The organism is Blautia sp. AM29-29 (genome assembly GCF_003480555.1).
GTDB lineage: Bacteria > Bacillota > Clostridia > Lachnospirales > Lachnospiraceae > Fusicatenibacter > Fusicatenibacter saccharivorans.
The window spans coordinates 27,220-50,638 of record NZ_QUJD01000006.1; the positions used below are offsets into that span (position 1 = coordinate 27,220).

At 48.2% G+C, this 23,419-nt stretch carries 19 protein-coding genes and 1 riboswitch; of the genes, 7 read left to right on the forward strand and 12 right to left on the reverse strand.

The features are described 5' to 3' along the window. Positions 1-65 precede the first annotated feature (65 nt). The 4 genes from DW769_RS05600 to DW769_RS17245 form a co-directional block, all read right to left on the reverse strand. A complete protein-coding gene (locus tag DW769_RS05600) occupies positions 66-1,205 on the reverse strand; it encodes a type II toxin-antitoxin system HipA family toxin (protein WP_055227801.1) in 1,140 nt (379 codons plus the stop codon). Further along, positions 1,192-1,470 carry a helix-turn-helix domain-containing protein gene (locus DW769_RS05605; RefSeq protein ID WP_055227803.1) on the reverse strand — a complete coding sequence of 93 codons (279 nt, stop codon included), beginning with the start codon at positions 1,468-1,470 and terminating at the stop codon, positions 1,192-1,194. Before DW769_RS05605 ends, DW769_RS05600 begins: the two co-directional genes overlap by 14 nt. 358 nt (positions 1,471-1,828) lie before the next feature. Next, entirely contained in the window at positions 1,829-2,221 is a 393-nt protein-coding gene (locus DW769_RS05610; protein WP_055227805.1) for a VOC family protein, read from the reverse strand. Next, positions 2,212-2,385, reverse strand: coding sequence for a DUF6783 domain-containing protein (locus tag DW769_RS17245; protein WP_334294725.1), 174 nt, complete (start codon positions 2,383-2,385; stop codon positions 2,212-2,214). The genes DW769_RS05610 and DW769_RS17245 overlap by 10 nt, the downstream gene beginning before the upstream one ends. Between DW769_RS17245 and DW769_RS17250 the strand changes: the two genes are divergently transcribed. After that, complete coding sequence (locus tag DW769_RS17250) at positions 2,305-2,517, forward strand: DUF6783 domain-containing protein (RefSeq protein WP_334294724.1); 213 nt, start codon at positions 2,305-2,307, stop codon at positions 2,515-2,517. The two genes, DW769_RS17245 and DW769_RS17250, sit on opposite strands and share 81 nt — an antisense overlap. Before the next feature lie 39 nt (positions 2,518-2,556). Here DW769_RS17250 and DW769_RS05620 read toward each other — a convergent pair whose 3' ends face one another. From DW769_RS05620 to DW769_RS05635, 4 genes are all read right to left on the reverse strand, one after another. Beyond that, complete coding sequence (locus DW769_RS05620) at positions 2,557-5,577, reverse strand: YfhO family protein (protein WP_118750086.1); 3,021 nt, start codon at positions 5,575-5,577, stop codon at positions 2,557-2,559. After that, complete coding sequence (locus DW769_RS05625) at positions 5,574-6,665, reverse strand: glycosyltransferase family 2 protein (protein WP_118595911.1); 1,092 nt, start codon at positions 6,663-6,665, stop codon at positions 5,574-5,576. The genes DW769_RS05620 and DW769_RS05625 overlap by 4 nt, the downstream gene beginning before the upstream one ends. A gap of 90 nt (positions 6,666-6,755) precedes the next feature. Beyond that, complete coding sequence (locus DW769_RS05630) at positions 6,756-8,516, reverse strand: sensor histidine kinase (protein ID WP_118595912.1); 1,761 nt, start codon at positions 8,514-8,516, stop codon at positions 6,756-6,758. Continuing rightward, the gene (locus DW769_RS05635) at positions 8,482-9,195 is read right to left on the reverse strand and encodes a response regulator transcription factor (RefSeq protein ID WP_118595913.1); all 714 of its coding nucleotides are present in this window, start codon (positions 9,193-9,195) and stop codon (positions 8,482-8,484) included. The genes DW769_RS05630 and DW769_RS05635 overlap by 35 nt, the downstream gene beginning before the upstream one ends. Before the next feature lie 364 nt (positions 9,196-9,559). Here DW769_RS05635 and DW769_RS05640 point away from each other — a divergent pair, with 364 nt between their 5' ends. The 6 genes from DW769_RS05640 (at position 9,560) to DW769_RS05665 (ending at position 17,422) form a co-directional block, all read left to right on the forward strand. Then, positions 9,560-10,495 (forward strand): ABC transporter permease, encoded by a 936-nt coding sequence (locus DW769_RS05640; RefSeq protein ID WP_118595914.1) that lies wholly within the window; start codon positions 9,560-9,562, stop codon positions 10,493-10,495. Positions 10,496-10,507: 12 nt separating this feature from the next. Beyond that, entirely contained in the window at positions 10,508-11,371 is an 864-nt protein-coding gene (locus DW769_RS05645; protein WP_117510366.1) for a carbohydrate ABC transporter permease, read from the forward strand. 102 nt (positions 11,372-11,473) lie between these two features. After that, positions 11,474-13,192 carry an extracellular solute-binding protein gene (locus DW769_RS05650; protein ID WP_117804646.1) on the forward strand — a complete coding sequence of 573 codons (1,719 nt, stop codon included), beginning with the start codon at positions 11,474-11,476 and terminating at the stop codon, positions 13,190-13,192. Between the two features lie 203 nt (positions 13,193-13,395). Beyond that, a complete protein-coding gene (locus tag DW769_RS05655) occupies positions 13,396-16,359 on the forward strand; it encodes a beta-glucosidase (protein WP_118750087.1) in 2,964 nt (987 codons plus the stop codon). 78 nt (positions 16,360-16,437) lie between these two features. Further along, positions 16,438-16,566, forward strand: a riboswitch (FMN riboswitch). Then, positions 16,551-16,784, forward strand: a complete 234-nt coding sequence (locus DW769_RS16380; protein WP_158579799.1) for a hypothetical protein — start codon at positions 16,551-16,553, stop codon at positions 16,782-16,784. It overlaps the preceding riboswitch by 16 nt. After that, positions 16,781-17,422, forward strand: coding sequence for an ECF transporter S component (locus tag DW769_RS05665; RefSeq protein ID WP_022461231.1), 642 nt, complete (start codon positions 16,781-16,783; stop codon positions 17,420-17,422). The genes DW769_RS16380 and DW769_RS05665 overlap by 4 nt, the downstream gene beginning before the upstream one ends. 288 nt (positions 17,423-17,710) lie before the next feature. Here the strand turns inward: DW769_RS05665 and DW769_RS05675 are convergent, their stop codons facing one another. The 4 genes from DW769_RS05675 to DW769_RS05690 form a co-directional block, all read right to left on the reverse strand. After that, entirely contained in the window at positions 17,711-19,432 is a 1,722-nt protein-coding gene (locus tag DW769_RS05675; protein ID WP_118666711.1) for a putative ABC transporter permease subunit, read from the reverse strand. Continuing rightward, a complete protein-coding gene (locus DW769_RS05680; RefSeq protein ID WP_055221955.1) occupies positions 19,425-20,150 on the reverse strand; it encodes an ABC transporter ATP-binding protein in 726 nt (241 codons plus the stop codon). The genes DW769_RS05675 and DW769_RS05680 overlap by 8 nt, the downstream gene beginning before the upstream one ends. 380 nt (positions 20,151-20,530) lie before the next feature. Beyond that, positions 20,531-21,838, reverse strand: coding sequence for an alpha-L-fucosidase (locus DW769_RS05685; RefSeq protein WP_118750089.1), 1,308 nt, complete (start codon positions 21,836-21,838; stop codon positions 20,531-20,533). Positions 21,839-21,955: 117 nt separating this feature from the next. After that, positions 21,956-23,326, reverse strand: a complete 1,371-nt coding sequence (locus DW769_RS05690) for an MATE family efflux transporter (RefSeq protein WP_117812975.1) — start codon at positions 23,324-23,326, stop codon at positions 21,956-21,958. Positions 23,327-23,419 lie beyond the last annotated feature (93 nt).

Below are 23,419 nucleotides of genomic sequence, written 5' to 3' on the forward strand. Positions count from 1 at the left end.
GGGCAACTCTTTTTTATTTAACTGTTAATAACTTGCTGTTTAAAATTTTTTGAATGCAAAGAGAATCACTTACCCAAAAGATATTCTTCCAACATTTCCTTTACTTTTTTCTCAATTTCGTCTATGATCTCTTCACACCTTGTCTTTTTCATCCCTGCACCAGTTCCTACCGCCAGTAACTCTTTTCTGCCTGGATTTCTTCCATTTCCATCTACTGACGTAGTATGTTCGCCATAATACGTATTACTGTAAGTAAGATCATATGCCGGACTTAAATGCCATTTATCTTCGTCTGCTTCGTACAAATACGTGAAGTTCTTCGAATGATCATCTCTGTTATGTGCAAAAACATTGAAACACATTCGGCGGAACATATTTTCAACATCTTCATCGCAATTGCGTGTCATGATTTTTGTCAGTTTCATTAATCCATGATAGTCCAGACTTGGCTGCTCAAAATCCAATTCCAGAATTGCAGCTGTCGTCAACATGTGCACTTTCTTTTTCCCTTTCAAACAGTTTCTCCTGTCAAACCTTTTAGTTCCAAAATATCCTTTACATTTTTCTGATGGAAACAATCTCGTTTCACTCATCATAATTCCGCAGGCCTTGGCACAGCAGGAATAGTCATATTCCATTTTTCCTGCATCTTTTCCGTCCACATGCGCTGGAAATTTGATAATCCATTCTTCATTATCAATGGTTGTCATGATTTTAGGTCTTGCTCCGCCGCTGGTACCTCCCAGCAGATACAATTCGTCCAGTTTATCCGAATACTCTGTATTCAGTATCTTTTGACACTCTTCCGCCAGTTTGTCCAGATCTGCACTGCTCTGCTCCTCTGGAAAATTCTTTTCCGGGTGATATGTCAACGCTCCCATCCCCGATGTGCCCACAATCGCCAGACGATCCAGTACGGTCAGTTCATCCGGATTTTGTTTATGTGCCCGTAACAGGCGATCCAACAGTAATCTGCCCCAATGATCTGGAAGACTGTCCGCAAAAACCCCAAATAATCCTTCAAAATGATCCTTAACTGGAACAAATACCTGTTTTTGCAAAGGCAATGAAAATGGGTTGATCGAAAATCCGGTTTCCAGCCATTCATCACTGTACTGAAATGCCACTTTGTGGTCTGCCGTCATAGCTAATGTTCCCACCGTTTGATCCTCATAACACACCTGCAGTACTTTATCTTGTTTCATTGATAACCTCCTGAATATCTTTATACGGTACCTGCGTGAAAATATTTCTGAGCTCATCTGCAAGATCCAGTGCGATTGCAATTTTCGTTAAAGATAACAGGGAAATTTGTCCTGTCGTTTCGAATCTTTTGATTGAGCCGTAACTCACTCCGCTTATAGATGCTAATTTTTCCTGCGTAATTGAACGTCTCTTTCTGATTTTTCTCACTCGCTGCGCAAGTTTTTGATCCAGTTCTTCCGGAGTTTCCCATATAAATTGTTCCATTTTTTCCCCTTCTTGTTACAGATTATATGTTATCTAAAATATCCTGTTTTTATTCAAAACAGATTATATATTATCTATTCTATTTTACCACTCACGTGCAGAAAGCACAATGATTTCCTGCCCTGTTTCCATAAAAACTCCACCCCGTTTTTGTAACTGCAGATAAATTTTGCATCTCCTTTACTCTATAGGGATAATTTGCGCTTTTTTGACTATCCGGTAGTATTTGTTTCAGAGTAAGTAAAAAAGCCTCTGCCGGGCAAAAATTTTGCTTTCCGGCAGAGGCTTTGCTGGTCAAACGGATATTCATGCAAGCATGATTCGCGATTTTTCTTCCATTTCGCATGGCTTGGAATCGTTACAAATACTGGCTGAATTCCACTTTTTCTTTATTTGGTCCTTCGATCGTGAAGAAACGGACGCCATTTTCCCAGAACGGAAGGAAATGTACTTCATCCTGCGTCGTATTCAGACCGGCCCCGGTAATCATTTCGTGAACCTTTTCAATATTCTTTACGTCAATCGCCACATGGTCGATTGCTCCGGGTTTCAGTGCTGCAGCTTTGTTTTCGTACGTTTCGATCACAAGTGTTCCAAGCTTTAAGAATGCCACTTTCTCATCCGCCGCCTCATTTACGGTGCGGAATGCAATTTCAAATCCAAGCTTTTCATAAAACGCAATCGTCATCTCAATATCGTTGGTCGGAATACCGACATGCTGGATTCCATTTAACTGCTCTCTTAATTCCATTTCTTATCCCCCAGTCTTTTTTCTACCTGTGCCAGATCCGGCATGGCCGGAATAGAGCGTGTCTGAAAAAGGCTTTTCGTGAACTGCGAGTCCCAGTTCGTGGGAGATTTTATCCGAATAAGGGCGGCGTAGCGGGCTACGGCAACCGAATGAGGGTAAAATATACCGCAAAGTGGGGCTTGCAGATTGCGGAAATGATTTTTCAGACACGCTCTAGCACCTTTTTTCTCCACACAAAGGCTTGCAACGGCGTTTCCAAAACGGGCAAACGCTGCCAGTTCTTCCTGCGGCTGTAAAGATATGCTCCATTCCACCAAGCGTCACTACAACTATTTTTACACTCTGATGATATAATATTTCCGCTGTTTTTGCAACATTTTGCTCTCTCCTGCCCGTTCGCTGCCGTTTTGCTGTTTCTTTTTTTCACAGATCACAAGGATGAGTGCCAGCATTCCTCCCATCAGGCTGCACCAACTGCCAGCCGCCCGTCCGGGCGCATGGTACACAAGAACAACTTTGTGCTCGCCTGATGGGATTTTTGCGCCGAGAAATGCCGTGTTTGCGCGGAACAGCAGTGTTTCTTTCCCATCCACTTTCAGCACAAAATTTTCATCGTATGGAATGCTGGTGATGAGGTATCCGTCTCTTTCCGCGGAAACCACGCCTGTGATGCCGTCGCCGCCGTATGTTGCTGTTGTTCCGCCAATCAGGGTAACCGCCTGACTGTACAGCTGCTCCGTTTTTTCCAACGGCTGTGCCATACCAGTCCATGTCTCAAAATTTTTCAGGATATAATGGCCTTTTCCCATCCGAATGAATACGGTTCCATCTTCTTTCATCGTTACAAGATAGTTAAACTGTGTATTCCCATTGGCATACGTATGGTTGATGCCGGTCAGGCGGTTGGTCTGGCCGTTGATGCGGATAAACATATCATGACTCGCTTTCTGATTCTCCACCTCGAAAGAAACGGCGAGCAGCGTCGCTCCCTCTGCGGTACCCGGCAGCGTTGCTGAGACGGTCACGGATTTTTTCGTCTCAATCTCATATCCGTCCGCTGTCTTCTGAATGCGCAGATCTTCCTGATCAGTCTCTGGAATTTCAAGGTTCACTTTCTGAAAACAACTGTGAAACAGGGGTCCTACAGAACCATTCTTTGTATCTGAATCTGCAGCGGCTCTGAAATTATCCACAGATTCCGCCGATTTTTCCTGATCCGGGATTGCCGCTGTTGTCTTCCGCATTTCCTGATCCGGGATCACGGCTGCCGTCTCCAGTATTTCCTGGTTCCGCGGATAAGGTAATGATTTGTATTCCGTCTCGGAAACCACCTGGTCTGTCACGTAGGCAACCGGCGCTGCGGATATGGCACGATAAACCTGAAAGTCCCCGTAATCCCGGTACAGTTCATACCCCTCCGGCCGTGTTTCTGCCAGAATATATTTCACTCCCATGAGCTGCCAGAACAGCGGATCATCGGAAACCGTCTGCATCATGCGGTTGCGGAAGGCTTCATTAATCCCATACGTCTCGTCCCGGAATTTCTTATATTCTGCATTGTATGCCGAGGAATAAATCGTCGAAACATTCTGTCCAATATCCCATATCCGGTTGACGTTCGCAAGGTTCTGTCCGCCGTCTCCATACTGCTCCATACGGTACCAGCCGGGATCCTCCGCACGGATCTCGCGGATTGCCGCTGCAATCTTGCTGTCCGTCAGAGCTTCATACGTTTTACGCGGGATCATCACATGCTTTTCCTGATTGATTGCTTTTCCGGCAAATGCAAGAATCACAGCACTAAAGACGAGCGGCAGAAACGGAAGCTCTCTGCCCCGCAGCCGTTTTTTTGCCGGAAACCACCGCCATGCCAGATAGCACGCAGTCACACAAATCACATCCAGTATGCCGAGATGCCAGTATGGTTCAAAGTATGTCTCTTGCTTTGCATTCCACATCAGAATCAGAACTATGAGGTACGGAAGCAATTCTCGCAGCTCTGTCATGACTTTGCGCTTAAAATTCCCGGTGCTTCGATTTTTTCCACACTCCCGCTTCCGGACAAGCTGGTTTTCCACATAAAGCCCGACTTCTGCACAGAGGACCGGAAGAAACGGGATGAATACTTTATCTTTGCTGTACAGGCCGCCGTTCAGCAGATAGCCGAACAGGGGAATACAAAAGAATACCAGCAAAAGGAAGGACAACAGTTTCTCACGCAACCGGCTCTTTCCGATCACTCTGCCCAAAAGCGCCACCCCCGCAAATGCGGAGAGGCCAATGCCGTACGGCGTGTAGCAGAGACGCAGGATCAGAAACTGCGGTTTCCACATCGCCGGATCGGTAAAAAGTCCTGCGATGCCGCCCGCTGCGGTGCCGCGTCCGCCCTCGCCGCTGCCGCCGAACAAGGCGGCAGCCGATGGGATCAGCAGAATACCGGAAAGAAGGATTCCTGCGAGGACCGGAAGCGCAAAGCGGATTGCTGCGCCAAAAAAGCTCCGCAAACCCACCAAGGTTTCACCCGTTCCGGCAGATTTTTCACCTGCCCTCTGCTTTTTCTCTGCCCCGGCCTTTTGATTCCGCGACACTTTTCGATTCTCCTGTTCCGCTTCATACGCAGCATTTTCTGTACCGCATTTCAAATACTCCGTCACCGCATACGCCGTGAGCGCAAGCAGCCCGCCGACAGAAAAATAAAAGCTGGTCAGAATCATCCCAAGAACGGAAAGAATCAGAAGACCGCTCTTTCTCTTCTGAAAATGGCGGTCCACGCCCCGCAGAGCCAGCAGCAGAAACGGCATATAATCGACAAACATAAGCTGATTATAGGAATGATATAGAAGTGCGGTAGAACACGTAAAGAAAAGTGATGTAAAAAGACAGTTGCCGTAATGCAGACCCTTTTTGCTGATCCATTGATAAAAAAGCACTGCATCCGCCGCATACAGCAGCGCGGAGGAACCCATCACCCACAGGTCCATCGGGATGAACGGGAAAAGGTAGGATAACAGCATGGTCGGACTCAGCAGTCCGTAGTAGGCAAAATGGTAAATATTCTGACCTCCTCCCAGATTCCATGCGAAATCCGGGAAGAGGTTTCCGGTCGCGTAAAACCGCTTCCGGAAGTAATCGGCAAGGGTGCTGTGCTGGCTGATCCAGTCAATCGAGGAGCCGAATACGCCGTATTGCAGGACGAACAGCCGGCACAAAAGCAAAGAAAAGAAAAACAGACCAGCCGCCGTAAAATCCTTTCCGGTAAGACCTTCCAAGAAGCCGTTCCGCCGTCCTTTCGGCTGGCCTTTCTTTTTCCGTGATTTTCCCGGCTCTCTTATTTCCTTTAAGATTTCCTTTTTCATGCCCGGATTTCTCCTCTTTCAGACGCATGGCGTTTGTCGGCATACTCTGGAAAATACACGTTTTTCTTTTCTGCCGTATGGGTATCTTTTCTTCTCTTTGCAGCACTCTCCTGCTTTTTCACCGGCTGCACACTGTGCATCTTGACCGTCTCTTCACTCGTCTCCTTTAAGAGATAGATCGGACGGTGCTTTGTTTCAAGATATGTCTTGGAAAGATAAATGCCTACAATGCCCGTGCAGAAAAGCTGTACACCGCTCACCAGAAAAAGGATGCATGCCATCGACGGCCAGCCCGCAACGGGATCGCCAAACAGCAGCGTTCTTCCGATGATGAACACGATCAGAATCATAGAAATCAGGAAAAAAAGCACGCCCATGACAGATGCAAGTGACAGCGGGGCTACGGAAAAACCTGTGATGCCGTCGATTGAGTACGCGAGGAGCTTTCGAAGTGGCCACTTTGATGTTCCGGCGCAGCGGTCCTCGTGCTCAAATTCCAGCCATTCTGTGTGAAAACCGACCCATCCGAAAATCCCTTTGGAAAAGCGGTTGTACTCACTCATTTCCAGCACGGCATCCACCATTTTGCGGCTCATCAGACGGTAGTCCCGTGCACCGCTTACAATCTCTGTTCTGGAAAGGCGGTTGATCACACCGTAGAAGGCATTTGATAAGAAGGATTTGATTTTTCCCTCGCCCTCCCGTGAACTGCGGCGTGCCGCTACACAGTCACAGGTGCCGCTCTGCAGCATCGCGTACATTTTCGGAAGAAGGGACGGCGGATCCTGAAGGTCGACATCCATCACCGTTACGTAATCGCCTTTGGCCGCCTGCAGTCCGGCGTACATGGCTGCCTCTTTTCCGAAATTTCTCGAAAACGAGAGGTAACGGCAGCGCATATCCTTCTGCGCAAGCCGGCGCATCTCAAACAGGCTGTGATCCTTCGAGCCGTCGTCAACAAAGATCAGCTCGAACTGAACCTTCTGCTGTTCTTCCATCTCATCCATCTGACGTACCATCGTCTCGTAGTAAACCGGAATTGCTTCCTCTTCGTTGTAGCATGGTATGATAATACTGATTGTCTCCATTTTTTTCCTCCCGGGGATTACATACTCTCTCAGAATCCTTCTGCAGATCCTTCCTGCTGCAATCCCGCTTCTGTCTCATTCTTATGCAAGTCAGGTTTTTGTGGCTGTTTCTCCCGCTGCAGAATCCTCGCCTGCCTCCGGGAAACGCAGGATGACTTTAAACAGATCGCCGTCTGCCGCAAGCTCCATGCGGCCGCCCATGTTGGCCGTGTAGCTTGATGCAATCGCAAGGCCAAGGCCGTGCCCCTCGCTCGTCCGTGATTCGTCGCCGCGCACAAAGCGTTCCATCATTTCCTCCGCTTCAAAATTCATCTCATAGGCGGAAATGTTTTTCATCGTCACGAAAATCTCCCCTTTTTCCTTCCCTGCGTCAATGTAAACTCTCGTTCCGCCCAGGCTGTATTTCAGGATATTTTCCACGAGGTTTTGTATCACGCGGTACATTTTCCCATTATCCCCAAGGAACGGCAGTGGCTCATCTCCGAGCGCCGTGCGGAACGACAGATTGCTCTGCGCAATCGCATCGTCCATATCGGCGAGGGTCTGCTCGATCAACCGTTTCATATCCATTTTTTCCATCTGGAATTTTTCGGTTCCGCTTGTCGATTTGGAGAGCTCGAAGAGGCTTTGGATCATCTCCTTTAGCTGTTCCTGTTTCACAGAAATCACTTCGACGTAATCCTGTGCCGCCGGTGTCAGATCCTCTTTTTTCAGAAGATCCGTATAGCCGACCATCGAGGTGAGCGGTGTTTTCAGATCGTGCGATACATTGGTAATCAGGTCAATTTTGAGACGCTCCGCCTGCATCTGTTTTTCTACGCTCTTCTGCATAGCGCTCTCAATATTTTCCAGCTCTGCAAACGCCGGATACAGCAGGGATTTTTCGGATATTTCATGGATCCGGCTTTCCATGCTGCCTTCTGCCATCGTATGGATCTGTTCCATCAAAAGGCCCATCTCCCGGTTCAGGCGACTGCGGTATGTTTTCCAGGCAAACAGAATTAAAATCAGCGTGGTCAGCCCGAGAAGAATGACAAACAGCACCTCGCCATCCATTCCGTTTATCAGTCCGGTGATCATGGTAATCACGATTAGAAGTTCCGCAATCAGTGCCACACGGAACGGCCATTTACTCTGACCGGCAAGCTGCCGTTCCAGGCTGGTCCGATCTCTGTAACGCTTCCTTTCTCTGCAAAAAAAGGACATTTCTCTCAGTTGTTTCTTTTCATAGCGACAGACAAGAATGCCGGCACTGAGAAGGAAAACGCCACAGATTCCAAAAAACAGAAGACCTGTCTGCACACACTCTATTACAGTACCCCATTCGGCAACAATGCGGTATCTGGCATAGCTGTGCCGGAGCGGCTGAAGCCATCCGAAAAAAGCAAATCCTCCGACAAGAACCAGAAGCTCATTTGGCACCTTTTCGGATTTTTTCAGAAACAGCTGCTCTTTCTCTGCTTCCGCAGCGGCTCTTGCCTCAAACTGCATCTGCCGGGATTTTTCTATTTCATCTGTCTCGGACTTATCTGCGGCTGCCCCTTCGCTGCTTTTTGCTGTTTTTCCCGCTTTTTCCGGTTCGCTGCCGGCAAAAGCAGTCATTTTCGAGTTCCCGGTATTTTTTCGGAATTTCCATACCAGATACAAGGCTGCGGCTATGCCCAAAACGCCGACTACCGTCACTCCAATGCCGATACCCCATTCGATGTTGCGCCACATTCCCCATTCGAATTCACTGGCCCATTTCCGCAGAAGCCTTCCGCACAAAATCAGTACCATAGCAAGATCGAGAAGCATCCACAGCAGGATGCGTTTTTCAGTCTCCGTTAATTTTTTCAATTTTGTATCCAATTCCCCACACCACCTTTAAATATTTTGGATTTTTCGGCGTAATTTCGATTTTCTCACGAATGCGCCGGATATGAACCATGACGGTATTTTCTACGCTGTAAGCATCCTCCTGCCAGACCTGGCTGTAGATTTCTTCGGCTGAGAATACATAGCCGGGATGCTCCATCAGAAGCTCCATAATTTTGTACTCGGTTGCGGTCAGGCGAACAGGTTCACCGTCCACCAGGAGTTCTTTGGTGTTCCGGTTCAGCAGCAGACCGCCGTTTTTCAGGATATCCTGGCTTTGTGTGGTTCCGTTTGCGGCGCCTAAGGAGAAGTAACGGCGGAGCTGGGATTTAACACGGGCCATGAGTTCGGCGGTATTATACGGCTTTGTCACGTAATCATCGGCGCCCATCGAAAGTCCGATGACTTTATCGCTCTCTTCGGTTTTCGCGGAAAGCATGATAATCGGGATGTTGTTTTTTTCTCTTATTTTCATCAGGGCGGAAAGGCCGTTCATTTTGGGCATCATGACATCGAGCAGGATCAGATGGATCTGTTCGGTCATGAGGATGTCGAGTGCCTCCATGCCGTTGTAGGCTTTTTTTACCCTGTAGCCTTCCAGTTCTAATAGTTTGCCGAGAGATCTTACGATTTCCCGGTCGTCGTCTACGACTAATATGTTGTATTGGCTCATCTCGTTTTTCCCCTCTTGGTTCTATGGTGTTTATCATAGCAGAGAAAACGGAGATTATTTGGATAAAAAACTGACATTTTTCTTAAAATGTAATCCCCCATTACGTTTTCCTGCTTTTTTTACAAAAAAAAACACTGATTGGTAGAATTGTAAGCTGGTGTAAAAAATAAAAACAAACGCATATAAATTAGTAAAAATGCCTGCCATAGCAACTGAAAATGTGGAAAAAGATAAAAAAAGTCAATATAAGTGGACAAAATACACAATATCAAACGGGGATTTTATTTGATATAGTGTAAACATCACAAATAATCAAAGAAAATGCGTAATAAAAACGCACAAAACAACGGAAAGGATGGGGAGTATGGCGAAGGAAAAAATGAAAAAGAAAAAAGGAGAGAAAATTACCCCTGCAATCTTGTGGAAACAGCGTTGGCTGCTTGTGATGTCAGTACCATTTGTAGTCTGGCTGATTATCTTCAAGTACATTCCACTGTGGGGATGGACCATGGCATTTCAGGAGGTAAAACCTGCGACATTTGCACTTCCGATCTGGGAGAGAACCTGGGTTGGATTTCAAAATTTTACAGATGCATTCAAAGACCGTCTGTTCACACAGACATTAATCAACACATTGGGAGTAAGCTTCCTTGACATCGCGGTTGGAACGATCGCAGCAATCGCATTTGCGGTTCTTCTGAACGAGATGTTCTTTATGAAGTTCAAAAAAGTAACGCAGACCATTTCTTATCTGCCGCACTTTGTATCCTGGGTTATTATTGCAAGTATTGCAAAGAATATTTTCAACGACGGCGGTGTTGTTGACAGTATCTTCGGCAAGAACCTGCACCTGATGAGTTCCAACTCACCGCTTATCTGGGTAACCATTATCCTGATTAACTGCTGGAAAGAGGTTGGCTGGAACGCAATTATTTATCTGTCCGCCATGGCAGGTATTGATCCTGGTCTTTACGAGGCCGCTGATATGGACGGTGCAAGCCGTCTGCAGAAGATCTGGCACATCACTCTGCCGGGTATCCGACCGACCATCATCGTACTGCTGATTATGAGTATCGGTGGCGCCCTGAACGTAGGTATGGAGCGTCAGATGCTTCTTAGTAACCCGCTGGTTGAGGATCACACGATGGTACTTTCCTGGTTCTCTTATAAGAGAGGTATCGGAAACAGCAACTACGGTCTTGGTACCGCAATCGGTGTATTCCAGTCTGCAGTCAGCGTTACCCTGCTGCTGATCGCCAATAAGATTGCCGGTCTGGTAGGCGAAGATAAACTTATGTAGGAGGACGCGAATATGAACAAGAAAGCAAAAAAATTTGACTACGTACTGGCGGTAATCTTCGTATTCCTCGTCATCATCACCATTTATCCGTTCCTGAACGTACTGGCGATTTCGTTCAACGATTCTACGGATACCATTAAGAATGTAAACTTCATCATTCCGAGAAAGTTTACATTAAGCAACTATAAATATGTATTTAAAGACGGCGGCATTGCAATGCCGGCTGTGATTTCTGTAACAAGAACCATCATCGGAACAATCGTAGGTATTGTATGTACCTCGATGGTTGCTTACACATTAAGCCGCAGAGACTTCGTACTCCGCAAACCATTCCAGCTTCTGTTCGTTGTTACCATGTATGTCGGTGGCGGAATGATTCCGGAATACCTTCTGATTATCCGTACCTTAAAGCTGGGCAATAACTTCATGGTATACATTCTGCCTGGTCTGATGTGGGTTTATAATATGATTCTGGTCCGCTCTTATATCGACGGACTGCCGATGGCTCTGCAGGAGGCAGCAAAGCTCGACGGAGCAAACGATTTTCAGATCTGGTATAAAGTCGTTATGCCGCTTTGTAAACCGGTTATCGCAACCGTAGGTCTGTACTATGCAGTAGGTCAGTGGAACTCCTTCATGGATACTTACCTGTATGCGAAAAAACTCCCGACTCTGCAGTACAAACTGTATGAGATTATGAACCAGGCGACCATGAAAATGGACGTTCATGCAGGAACCAATGTACAGACGGCCGTAACACCAATGTCCGTACGTATGGCCGTAACGATTGTAGCAACTGTGCCGATCGTTATTGTATATCCGTTCCTTCAGAAATACTTTATCGGCGGTATGACACTTGGTTCTGTTAAAGACTGATAAAAAACAGTATTAAAAAATTTTTAGAAAAAGATGATGTTTATTCCTGCCAGGCGAAAGCAAGAGTGCAGGATGACATAAACCATTTTAAGGAGGGCTTTTATGAAAAGAAAAGTAGTATCACTCATGTTAGTATCTGCTATGGTGGCCGGAATGCTCGCAGGATGCGGTTCCGACAGTGGCAGCAGCAAGGGAGGATCCAGCACAGAGACTGGATCAGCGGCAGAGGCAAGTTCTTCAGGCGAGACAGCAGATGATGCAGATGACAAATCTCCGATTACCTTTGAGTATTTTAACGCTGATGGTAAAAACGGCAACTGGGATAACCCGGTAGCAAAAGCAATCACAGAGGCAACAGGCGTTACACTGGATGTTTCCTATCCGGTAGCATCCCAGGGTGATGCAAAAGAAGATATTGCGCTGATGATCGCAAATGATGAGTATCCGGACATGATTTATGCAAAAGGCTCAGCAACGGATTTGTATCAGGCAGGCGCGCTGATTGATATGACAGACCTGATTGAAAAATATGGTCCAAACATCAAAAAAATGTACGGAGCAGAGATGGAAAAACTGAAATGGAGCCAGGATGATCCTGGAATCTATCAGCTTTCCTACGCAGGTGTAAACCAGAAAACCCTGACAACAGGCGGAAGCTGCCAGATTCAGTGGGCTGCATTAAAAGAGAACGATTATAAATATCCGAAGACACTGGATGAGTATGAAAAAATGATCAAGAGCTATCTTGCAGCACATCCAAAAACAGAAGATGGTCTGGATATGATCGGTATCACCATGAGTGCTTCTGACTGGCACTGGATGATTACCCTTGGAAACCCGGCAGGACTGATCGCTGATGCATCCCCGGATAATGGACAGTGGATTATTGACGACGAGTACAACGTACATTACAAACATGTAACAGATGAAGAGAAAGAATACTTCAAATGGCTGTGCCGTATGTACAACGAAGGTATCCTGGATCCGAACTTTGCAACGCAGACAGATGATGACTATATTGCAAAAGTTGCCAGCGGCCGTGTTGTTGCCATCACCGATGCTGAGTGGCATTACAGCCAGTGCGAAGCTACTCTGGTAGCAGACGGAAAAGTAGATCAGACTTATGTTGGACTTCCTGTAACCTTAAGAGAAGATCAGGTAGAAAAAGCCCTTCTGTATCAGGGAACTACCGTTGGCTGGGGTATTGGAATTACCAAGAGCTGTGAAGATCCGGTTCGTGCCATCAAATTCCTTGACTATCTGTGCTCCGATGAAGGACAGATCCTGTATCACTGGGGTATTGAAGGCGAGAACTACTTCCTTGATGATGATGGACAGCCATATCGTACTGACGAAGAAGTAGCAAAAGCTCAGTCTGATCCGGATTATGCAAAGAACACCGGTATTGACAACTACACTGGATTCCCGATCTACGGAACAGGTTCCTACTCTGAAGACGGATTCCCATACACTCCAACTACCAAAGAGTCTGTTATTGCAAACTACAATACAGCAGAAAAAGAAGGATGCGAAGCGATGGGATTTGAAATGCTGACCGACATGTTTGCACAGCCGGAGGAGTTTGACCTTCTTCCATACTCTGCACTGTGGGCATATCAGCAGCCACAGGAACTGGCTGAGAAACAGACTATTCTGGATGAAATTGCATGGCCAGGACTGGTTAAGTGCGTAACTGGTACAGAAGATGAGTTTGATGCAAACTGGGAGAGCATGGTACAGGAGCTGACAGACAATGGTCTGGCAGATGCAGAAGAAGCTATGACAGAGTTCCTTGCTACCAAACTTGTTGATGTAGAGTAAGTAAAGCAAAAACATAAAAACATAAGGTTTTGCCGTTGAACGGAAGGCGGCACAAAAACATGGTCTGATATTATTAAATGTCAGGCCATGTTTTAAAATACAGCGACAGTAATGGGAAATGTGAAACATTGTAAAAAGATAACAGTATATGGAAAATCTGCAAACAATTTCATGAGACAAAATCATCGGGAGGTTTTTGGAAAATGACAGAAAAGAAGGAGTTTCAGGTAAACAAAAACACACCGTTCTGGGATGCATCACTGACGGATCAGGAAAGAATCGACTGGCTGTTAAAAGAAATGACGGTCGAAGAAAAACTGGGATACCTCGCCAGCTCTTCCCCGGATCTGCCGCGCCTTGGCATTCCGGGTGTCTCTGTGGGCGGTGAGGCGGCACACGGCGTTGAGGGCAGAAACGATCAGAACGGTCTTGGAAAACCGGATGTGACAACATCCTTCCCACAGCCGATCGGTATGAGTGCATCCTGGGATCCGGAGCTGATCAGACAGGCCGGTGAAATAACAGGAACCGAGGCGCGCGTCGTATGGCACCGCCATGAGGGCCATGGACTCAGCAGATGGGCTCCGACCGTTGATCTTGAGCGCGATCCGAGATGGGGAAGAAACGAAGAAGGTTACGGAGAGGATCCTGTGCTGACCGGAAAAATGGCCGGTGCTTATATCCGGGGAATGCAGGGCGATGATCCGAAGTATCTGCGCTGTGCAGCGACCTTAAAGCATTTCTATGGAAACAACACGGAGGTCGGCCGCGGATGGAAAAATTCTTCCATTGACCCGCGGAACAAATATGAGCTGTATCTGGAGCCATTCCGCAGATGTATTGAGGACGGCGGCGCAGAGGGCATTATGACGGCATATAACAAGATCAACGGAACGATCGGTATCCTGAATCCGGAAGTGACCGATATTCTGAAAAAACAGTACGGTCTCCGTCACGTTGTCAGCGACGGCGGTGCGATGGGACTTGTCGTGAATCTGCATCACTATTTCGGACAGCATGCGGAGACGATCGCAACGGCGCTGAAAGCCGGTGTGGATGCCATGTCTGACGATCCGCGTATGGTAGAGCAGGCGGCACGCGAGGCATATGAGCTTGGCATTCTGAAAGAAGAGGATATGGACCGCTCTATTCGCTGTATGATGGAGACGAAGCTTCGTCTCGGCGTTTATGATCGGGAAAATCTGAATCCGTATGACCGTGTGACCGAGGACGATATCGATTCCCCGAAGGCACGTGAAATCTGTAAAGAGCTGAGCCGCGAATCGATCGTACTTCTGAAAAATGAGAACGGAGCGCTGCCACTTGACAAAGCCCTGAAAGCAGAAGATATTGCCATTGTCGGACCGCTTGGTGATGCATGGTATCAGGACTGGTACGGCGGAACGGCACCATACCGCACAACCTTCCTGCAGGGGATGGAAGTACTGAAGCAGGAGAACATTACATTCGCGGATGGTCTGGATCGCGTTGTTTTCCGCTGTGATGGAAAAAGTCTTGCCGTAGCAGAAGACGGAACACTTCAGATGGCAGATGAGCCAGATGTGTTTATCAAGGAATACTGGGGTGAGGGAAGCTATACGTTCAAGAGTGTCCGTACCGGAAAATACCTCGGCGCAAGACTCTCAGAGTCGCAGGGAGAAAAGCCGAAAATGGGACAGATTGCGGCAGACCGGGAGGAAGCCTTCGACTGGTTCGTGATGGAGATTTTCCACGTGGAGCCACAGGAGGATGGCAGCGTTGTGCTGACCAACCGTTTCCATTACCCGGTTTATAAGGATGCAGAGGGATTTTTCTCCTTTGAGCAGACGGAGGGAATTCCGATTACGATGGAGGTTGTCGAAAACGGAATTGAAAAAGCAGTTGCTGCAGTCCGGGGCAAAAAGCAGGTTTTGCTTGCGCTCGGCTGTAACTCCGTGATCAATGCGAAAGAGGAGATCGACCGCAACACACTGGAGCTGCCAGAGGAGCAGGAGATGCTGCTTGACCGGATCGCAGAGGTCAATCCGAATACCGTTCTGGTGCTGTTTACGAATTATCCGTACACACTTCAGAAAGCGATGGAAAAACTGCCGGCGATCATCATGTCTGCAACGGGAAGCCAGGATATGGGAAGCGCAATGGCAGAGGCTGTGCTTGGAATCTATGCACCGGCCGGCCGTCTGAATATGACCTGGTATGAGAGTATCGATCAGCTGCCGGACATTGACGATTACGACATCATCAAAGGAAAAAGAACGTACCGCTATTTCGACGGGAAGGAATTGTATCCATTCGGCTATGGCCTGACGTATACCACATTTGCGTATGAGAACTATAAGATTTCCTTAAAAGATGACCGTCTGCTGCAGATCTCTCTCGATGTGAGAAATACGGGCGCTACCGCAAGCGACGAGGTCGTCCAGATCTACGGTTCCGCTCTGGAATCCTGCGTAAAGAAACCAATCTGCCAGCTGCTTGATTTTGTCCGTGTGAAAAACATTGCCCCGGGCGAGACGAGACACATCGCACTGGAAATCCCGGTGGAGGAGCTTCGCTTCTACGATGTCATCAGCCGCAGACTGATGGTAGAAGAAGGAACGTATGAAATCTATGCGGGCGCATCCTGCAAGGATAAAGCCGTTTCCGCAGAAATCTTTATTCCGGGCGGAAAAAGGGGAGTACGCGATCTGAGTGCATTTACCGCGGCAGACCACTACGATGATTACGAGAACATGTATCTGACGGAAGGCCACTTCAATTTCAAGGCAGTCCGCGTGCAGGATGAGACGAAAGAAGGTGTTCTCGTTTACCGTGACTGTGATCTTTCCGATGCTGCTGTTCTGGCGCTTCATGTGAAGAGTGAACGCGGCGGCAGTGTGGAAGCCTTTGTGGACGGTGTTTCGATGGGAAGCTTTACCGGTGACACAAGAACCTGTGAGTTCCGCAGCGCCCCGAAACTGGACCGCTATGCGGAGGAAGAAGTAAAAGAGCGCAACCGGTACCGCGAGCCGGTTTATGAGGATGTTGAAATTTCCCTCGCAGACAGACCGCAGACGGACGGCGTATCTGAGATCCGTCTTGTCCTGAAGGGAGATATGCGGATCTGCTATCTGCGTGTGCTGAAAAATAAGAGCACAGGAAAAATTCAGATGGGCGTAGCAAACTAACCAGATCATGTATTGTCTGAAAAAAGTATTGACAAATTGTGTGAATATGAATAAAATATTCCTGTAAAAACAAAATACGGAGATCTTCAGGGCAGGGTGTGATTCCCTACTGGCGGTATAGTCCGCGACCCGCTGCGATATCAAACAGCGGCTGACTCGGTGCAACTCCGGGACCAACAGTTAAAGTCTGGATGAAAGAAGACGAAATAAAGTTTATTTGCATGGAAATATTTTTTGGTGCCCTGAATTCAAGAAAAGGAATTCAGGGCACTTTTTTCGCGGGCAACGAGCCAAAGTCCGTGCTTGCACGAGACCTTGGCGACTGCCGCGAAAACGAGTTCAAATTCGTGGAGCGTATTTGGACTCGTTACTTCCGGCAGAACCGGTCAAGATCTCCAGAAAAAAAAGGAGAAATGCAGTTATGAATGCACAGACAACAGCAAAACAGACATCAAAGATGTCACAAATCGGAAAAACCCGTTACATGGTACAGGTGGCAATGCTCGGCGCAGCCGCAGTCGTATTGATGTTTTTTGACATCCCGCTTCCGTTTGCCCCGAGTTTCTACAAGATTGATTTAAGCGAAGTTCCGGTGCTGATCGGAGCCTTTGCGATGGGACCTCTTGCCGGAGCTGCGATTGAGCTGATTAAGATTCTGCTTAACCTTGTCATGAAAGGAAGTACCACCGCAGGTGTTGGCGAAGTGGCAAACTTCCTGATCGGCTGCGCGTATGTTATGCCGGCCGCATGGATCTACAAAACACAGAAAACAAAGAAAAATGCCATGATCGGTATGGCAGTCGGAACCGTATTTCTGGCAGCAGCCGGCGGTCTTCTGAACGCTTTTGTACTGCTTCCGGCTTATGCAGCAGCCTTTGGAATGCCGATGGATGCCCTTGTGGGAATGGGATCTGCAGTCAACAAAGCAATTACAAGCCTTCCGACCTTTGTTCTGTTTGCCGTTGTACCGTTTAATATCATCAAAGGTGTTGTGGTATCACTGGTAACCATGCTTCTGTACAAGCACATCAGCAGACTGCTGAAGGGTGAGGCGATGAATTAGTTCATCATTTCCGAAATCATTTCCGTAAACGGAGAATCCAATAAATACGTTGTAGAGAGACGGACAAAATGCAGAGAGAAATCCTCTGTTTTTTGTCCGTCTTTTAAAATTTTCGGGGAATGGCGGCAATGGATTGCCCACACAGGTCTTTTAGTAGTACAATGAAGCATAATCGATAAAAGAAAATACGCAGCGAAATTGGAAAGGAGCGCAAAAAAAAGAGATCCGCACATTGGCTGAAATCTCTTTTCTATCACATTTTAATATTGTTATTATGTCTCGAAACTGTTAAGCGCTTTCCAGATGTTCCATCACTTGAACGCCCCATTTAAAAAGGGCGGTTCGCATGGCAAAGGTCAGGACTGCGGTAAGCAGAATCATCACGCTCGTGGTGATGTGGATGTTGAGGTGAAGTTTTCCGTACAGCAGGTAGCCGGCTCCGATCAGGATTGCGCCGACGGTGAGGTCGATGAGGACGGAGATCAGGGAGCGGTTGTTGGATTTTATGGCGGCGGTTTCGTTTTCCCAGTTTAATTTCGGAAATGCAAGGTCAAAAAGGAGCTGTTCATAGTTTACGAACAGGGTAAATAAAACCGTGATCGCCGTGGTGTAAAGAAGGGTCGCCGGGTGCAGACCGAAAACGACCGCGATGATGTTGAAGACCAGAGCGTACGGCAAGGTGCCAAGGAGACTGATCAGGATGCCGCTTACCAGCATGGCACGGATCTGGTCGTGATAGCTCATCGGAATGCATTTCATATAGATGTATTCGCTGCCCTTTCGGGACATCGCTGTGGCGGAGATCACGCAGAACATGGACATCATGACGGCAATTCCGGCGGCGGTAAGGACGGCAACTGCGACAGGCAGTTCCCCTTTCAGGAGGCGGAATATGGTGCCATCGGCGACAAGCCGGGTCCAAAGGCCGGTGGTTTTAGCCATGCCAAGGCTGGAAATGACGGAAACGAGGGCAATGCCAAGCATGAAGACCGGCCAGATGAGAGGCATCAGAACACAATTCATAAACCAGGCCGGGGTTCGGTACAGTTTTTTCCATTCGATCATCGCGTAGGTGCGGACCGGATTTTTGCTTTTGACGGTTCGGGTCACTTCTTCTTTGGATAAAATGCGTTTTTCGCTGGTGGTCTCGCTCATGCCGAGGACAGCCGGGAGGTAGATTTTCCAGGCGAGGGCGAAAAAGACAGCAAGGATGACGGCTGTTGTAGCGATGTAGAGTATCATTTTGAGAAAGGATGCATCTGCAAGGCTTCCGGTCATCAGGGGCAGGTTCGGAAAAATGGTCCGGAAGGCGCGCAGAGTGCCCTTCTGGCTTTCCATCAGGTTCATGATATCCTGCATTTCAAAATTTCCGATACTGCGCGAAAATACGTTGATGCCGATCGCAAAAATCAGGGATGCGGCGAATCCGAGGTAGCTTAAGAAATCCTTGTTTCGGATATTTTTGAAAAGACGCATCACGAGCATCGTCAAAACTGCGGCGTAAACGAGCGGCACAACCGGGAAAATAAGGCAGGCGAGGATCATATTGATCCAGTAAAAAATGCCCATTTTGGCGCTGATCCCGTACCCTAACAGAAACGGAAAGAACAGCAGTACAATAAGATAGTATTCGTTCAGCAGACAGCAGAAGCCTTTCGCACCGACAATCTGCGCCGGGGTAAACGGCAGCGGCAAAAGCTTTACGAGGTCAGAGTCCATGTAATACTCGCTCAGAAACAGCGGCAGGCCATAGAAGAAAATGACCATCATGCCAATGGCACAGACGAACTCGATCAGCAGGGTTTCCAGCCCGAGCGGCTGCAGGAAGGTATAGCCGGAATATCCCAGAAGAAACAGTAAGACCGACACGGGAAGGAGGCAGACACCAAGCAGAAGGTATACAACGATACGTCCTCCGTCCGAAAATGCTTTCTTTTTTCCGCTCTTCTGATTGCTTTTTCCTGGTCCGCTTTTCAGAAGGAAACGGGTGAGAATCCATAAGTTACGCATGTTCGGTGATCTCCAAAAAGATATTTTCAAGTGTCTGATCCGGATAGGCCGCTTTTAATTCTTCCAGGGTACCCAGGTATACCTGGCGGCCGTGATGGATAATGGCGATGCGGTCGCAGAGTTTTTCCGCTACTTCCAGCACATGGGTGGAAAACAGCACGGCGTTTCCGGCATCGGCGTGTTCACGCATCATCTGTTTGAGCTCGTGCGCGGAGCGCGGGTCAAGGCCGGTCAGCGGCTCATCGAGAATCCAGACCGGCGGCTTGTGGATCAGTGCGCCCATCACCATGATTTTCTGACGCATGCCATGCGAGTAGCTCATGATACGGCTCGAAAGGTTCTCTTCCATCTCAAAGCGTTTTGCGGTTTCTTCGATAAAACGCTGACGTTCTTCCGTTCCGACACCGTAGATATCTGCCATAAAATTCAGATATTCAATTCCCCTGACGCGAAGAAACGCATCCGGGTCGTCGGGCACAAAACCGAACTGGCGCTTGGCTTCGAGCGGATCCTTCTGGATATCTTTTCCATTGATTTCAATCGTTCCCTCGGACGGTGCCAGGATGCCGGTGATCATTTTTAATGTTGTCGTTTTCCCGGCTCCGTTTGGGCCGATAAATCCGGTGATCTTTCCATCTTCGATATCCCAGGAAAGATCATCGACGGCTTTTTTGCTTCCATCGCCGTAAATTTTGCTGACGTGGTTCAGACGAATCATGTTTTATTCCCCCTCTTTTTTTCTTGTAAAACGAAACTGTGATTCTCTTGCTTCGTTTCTAAAAACAGACTGCCCTTTTCTCACTCCGAAAGCTCTTATCCTTCCCTGCGCAGGAAAAGGAGTCAGGCGGATCTTCGCAATCCGCTTCGCTACTTGCTTGATTCAGTTAAATTTCGAAGCACGGGCTGTGATCTTGTGTTTTTTTCAGTATGCATTCTTCTGCCAGAACTGTCAATCAGCGGAACGAAAAATACAGAATTTTGTAAGAACTTGTAAGACTTTTAGAGCGTGTCTGAAAAAAAAGATACCGCAAAGTGAAGCCTGCAGATTGCGGAAATGCTTTTTCAGACACGCTCCAGAATCAAATCCGATTTTACCCTCTACTTTTTCAGAATCACATTGATGACTGTATCGACTCCATCCGGCAATACCGGGTCTTCGCCGAGATCGGCGAATGCCATGGTCGGATAATCGCTGTGTACCCAGCTTGTGGAAACCGGGATTTCCGCGCCGGTTGCGACGTAGCGGATCGCCTGGATTTCTTCTTTTTTCACGCCGGGCAGCGGCAGCGGCCCAACGGTATTTTCATAGACATGAAAATACAGATGGTTTCCGTGGCGCGTCACACGGCCAAAGTCCGGTTTCTCAATACCGGCTTTTCCGCAGCCGTAAATGCTCTCTCCGTTTTTCTTCATCCACTTTCCAATCTCAGCCAGCCGTTCGATCGACTCCTCCGGGATATTTCCCCTGGCGTCCGGGCCGACATTCAAAAGCAGGTTTCCACCCTTCGATACGCACTCGACCAGCTTTTTGATCAGCATCGGTGCCGGTTTGAAGAAGTGGTCGTTGGCACAATAGCCCCAGTGATTGTTCATCGTAACGCAGGATTCCCAGGCGATATCGTTTCCATTTACATCCTGGATGCCATTCGGCGGAATCATCTGCTCCGGGCTCACAAAGTCGCCGTGGTACGGGGTCGGATTTCCGGCCGCCAGAGAACCGTAGCCCTCTCCGCTCACCTCGAGACGGTTGTCGATGATGACATCCGGCTGGAGCTTCCGCACCATATTGATCAGCTCCGTCGCTTTCCATGCTTCGCCGCGCAGCGTATCGTAGGAAAAGTCAAACCACAGCACATCGAGCTTTCCGTAGTTTGTGCAGATCTCGCGTACCTGATTGTGCATGTAGGTCAGGTAGCGGTCGAAATCGCGGTCATCGTTTTTGTATGCCGGGTTGTTCCGCATCGGGTGGTTCCGGTCGCCGTAATGTGGGAAATCGTCGTGGAACCAGTCGAGCAGGGAGAAATACAAACCGACCTTCAGTCCTTCTGCGCGGACGGCATCAACGTACTCTGCAACGAGGTCGCGGCCGCATTTCGTGTTGGTGGATTTGAAATCGGTATACTGGCTGTCAAACAGGCAGAATCCATCGTGATGCTTGGCAGTCAGAACCACGTATTTCATACCGGCCTCTTTCGCCGCCTTGGCCCATTTCCGCGGCTCGAAATCAACAGGATTGAACTCCTCAAAATATTTCATGTAATCTTCTTTTGGAATCTGCTCGGTACTCCGCACCCATTCTCCGCGCGCCGGGATGGCGTAAAGCCCCCAGTGGATAAACATGCCGAAACGGGCGTCGCGGTACCACTCCATCCGCCTGTCATAGGCTTCTCTGTCAAATTTGTACATCGTTTTGCTTCCTCCTGTTTTAGTTTTATATTGGTAATGATTCAGAGTACCATTTCGCATGGCTCTGAATCGTTACGTCAAGCGGATATTCGCAATCCGCTTCGCTGCTTGATTCGATTAAATCTTAATTTTCACCCATTTTCCCTGTTTGAATCGGATCGTCGCAAAGATAAACCGTGACATCTGATCCGCCAGCACGCCGAACCAGATTCCGACGATGCCAAGCCCCAGCGTGTAACCGCCGAGATACGAAACGATCGTACGAATAAATGTAACGCTGATCATAGATGCAACTGCCGTATAAAGCGTATCTCCCGCACCGCGCAGGCATCCCATGTAAATAACCTGACAGATCTGGAAAATGACGACGAAAATAATGACATGGATGATGCTGACACCGATTTCAATGATATGCTGTTCTTCGAAAAACAGACTGTACAGCCATCTTCCGCCGAAGAGATAAATCGCAACGAGGCATACTGCGATGCCCGCGCCGATCAGACGGCACGTTCTGCCGTACTCTTTCGCAAGATCCGGCTTTTTTGCGCCGAGGCTCCGGCCGATCAGTGCAACCGCTGCGGACTGGAGGCCGTCACCGAACGCAAACGAAAGCGACATAATATTCATGCCGACCTGGTGTGCCGCCATCGCATCGGTTCCCTGTTTGGCCGCCATGATCGCCGTCATCATAAAGCCGATCCGCATGAAAACCTGCTCGAAAAACACACTGTACCCGACCCTGACCAGGCTGATGAACGCTGCAATCGTCGGTTTAATTTTGTTCTTCAGAATATAGCCAAGATTCAGGAATCCGTCTTGCTTTGTGATGGAAAGGATGCTCATCACACATCCGACAATCGTTCCTGTGACGGTTGCCAGTGCCGCACCCTGAATGCCGAGTGCCGGGAACCCGAAATGGCCGTTGATCAGAAGATAATTCAGGATAATATTAATCGTATTTGATGTTACATTTGTGCGCATCGTGATTTTTGTATTGCCCGCACCGCGCTGTGCCGAGTTGATCCCCATCTGGATACAGTTAAAAATCATACCGCCCATGATGATACGGAAATATGTTACTGCGCCGTTATGCGTCTCCGCCGTTGAGCCGCACAGATGGATGATCGGACTTGCAAACGCCACAAATCCAACACTGAATGCAGCTGCCGCAAGGATAATAAATACAAGCGCAGTTACCAGAGTCTCATTCGCCGCACTCTGTCTTTGTTCCCCTCGCCGCCGCGCAACAAGGGCGGAAATCGACACATTCAGTGCAAAGAAAAACGCCAGGCCAAGCAGCTTCGGCTGTGTCGTCAGGCCGACCGCGGCAACTGCGTAAGAGCCAAGCGAGCTTACCATCAGCGAATCCACAAGACCCGCAAATGCAATAAAAAACGACTCCACGATCGCCGGCCACGCCATGTTGACGGCGGTCTGGAATGTGTCTTTGTGGTATTTCCCCTGTAACTTGTTTCCTAAGTACCCCATTTCTTTTCCTCTCTTTCGTCCCAATACCAATTTCTATTTTACTTTGTTTTAACAGAAGGGTCAATACGGTACCGGCAGAAAAAAGCCAGCCGC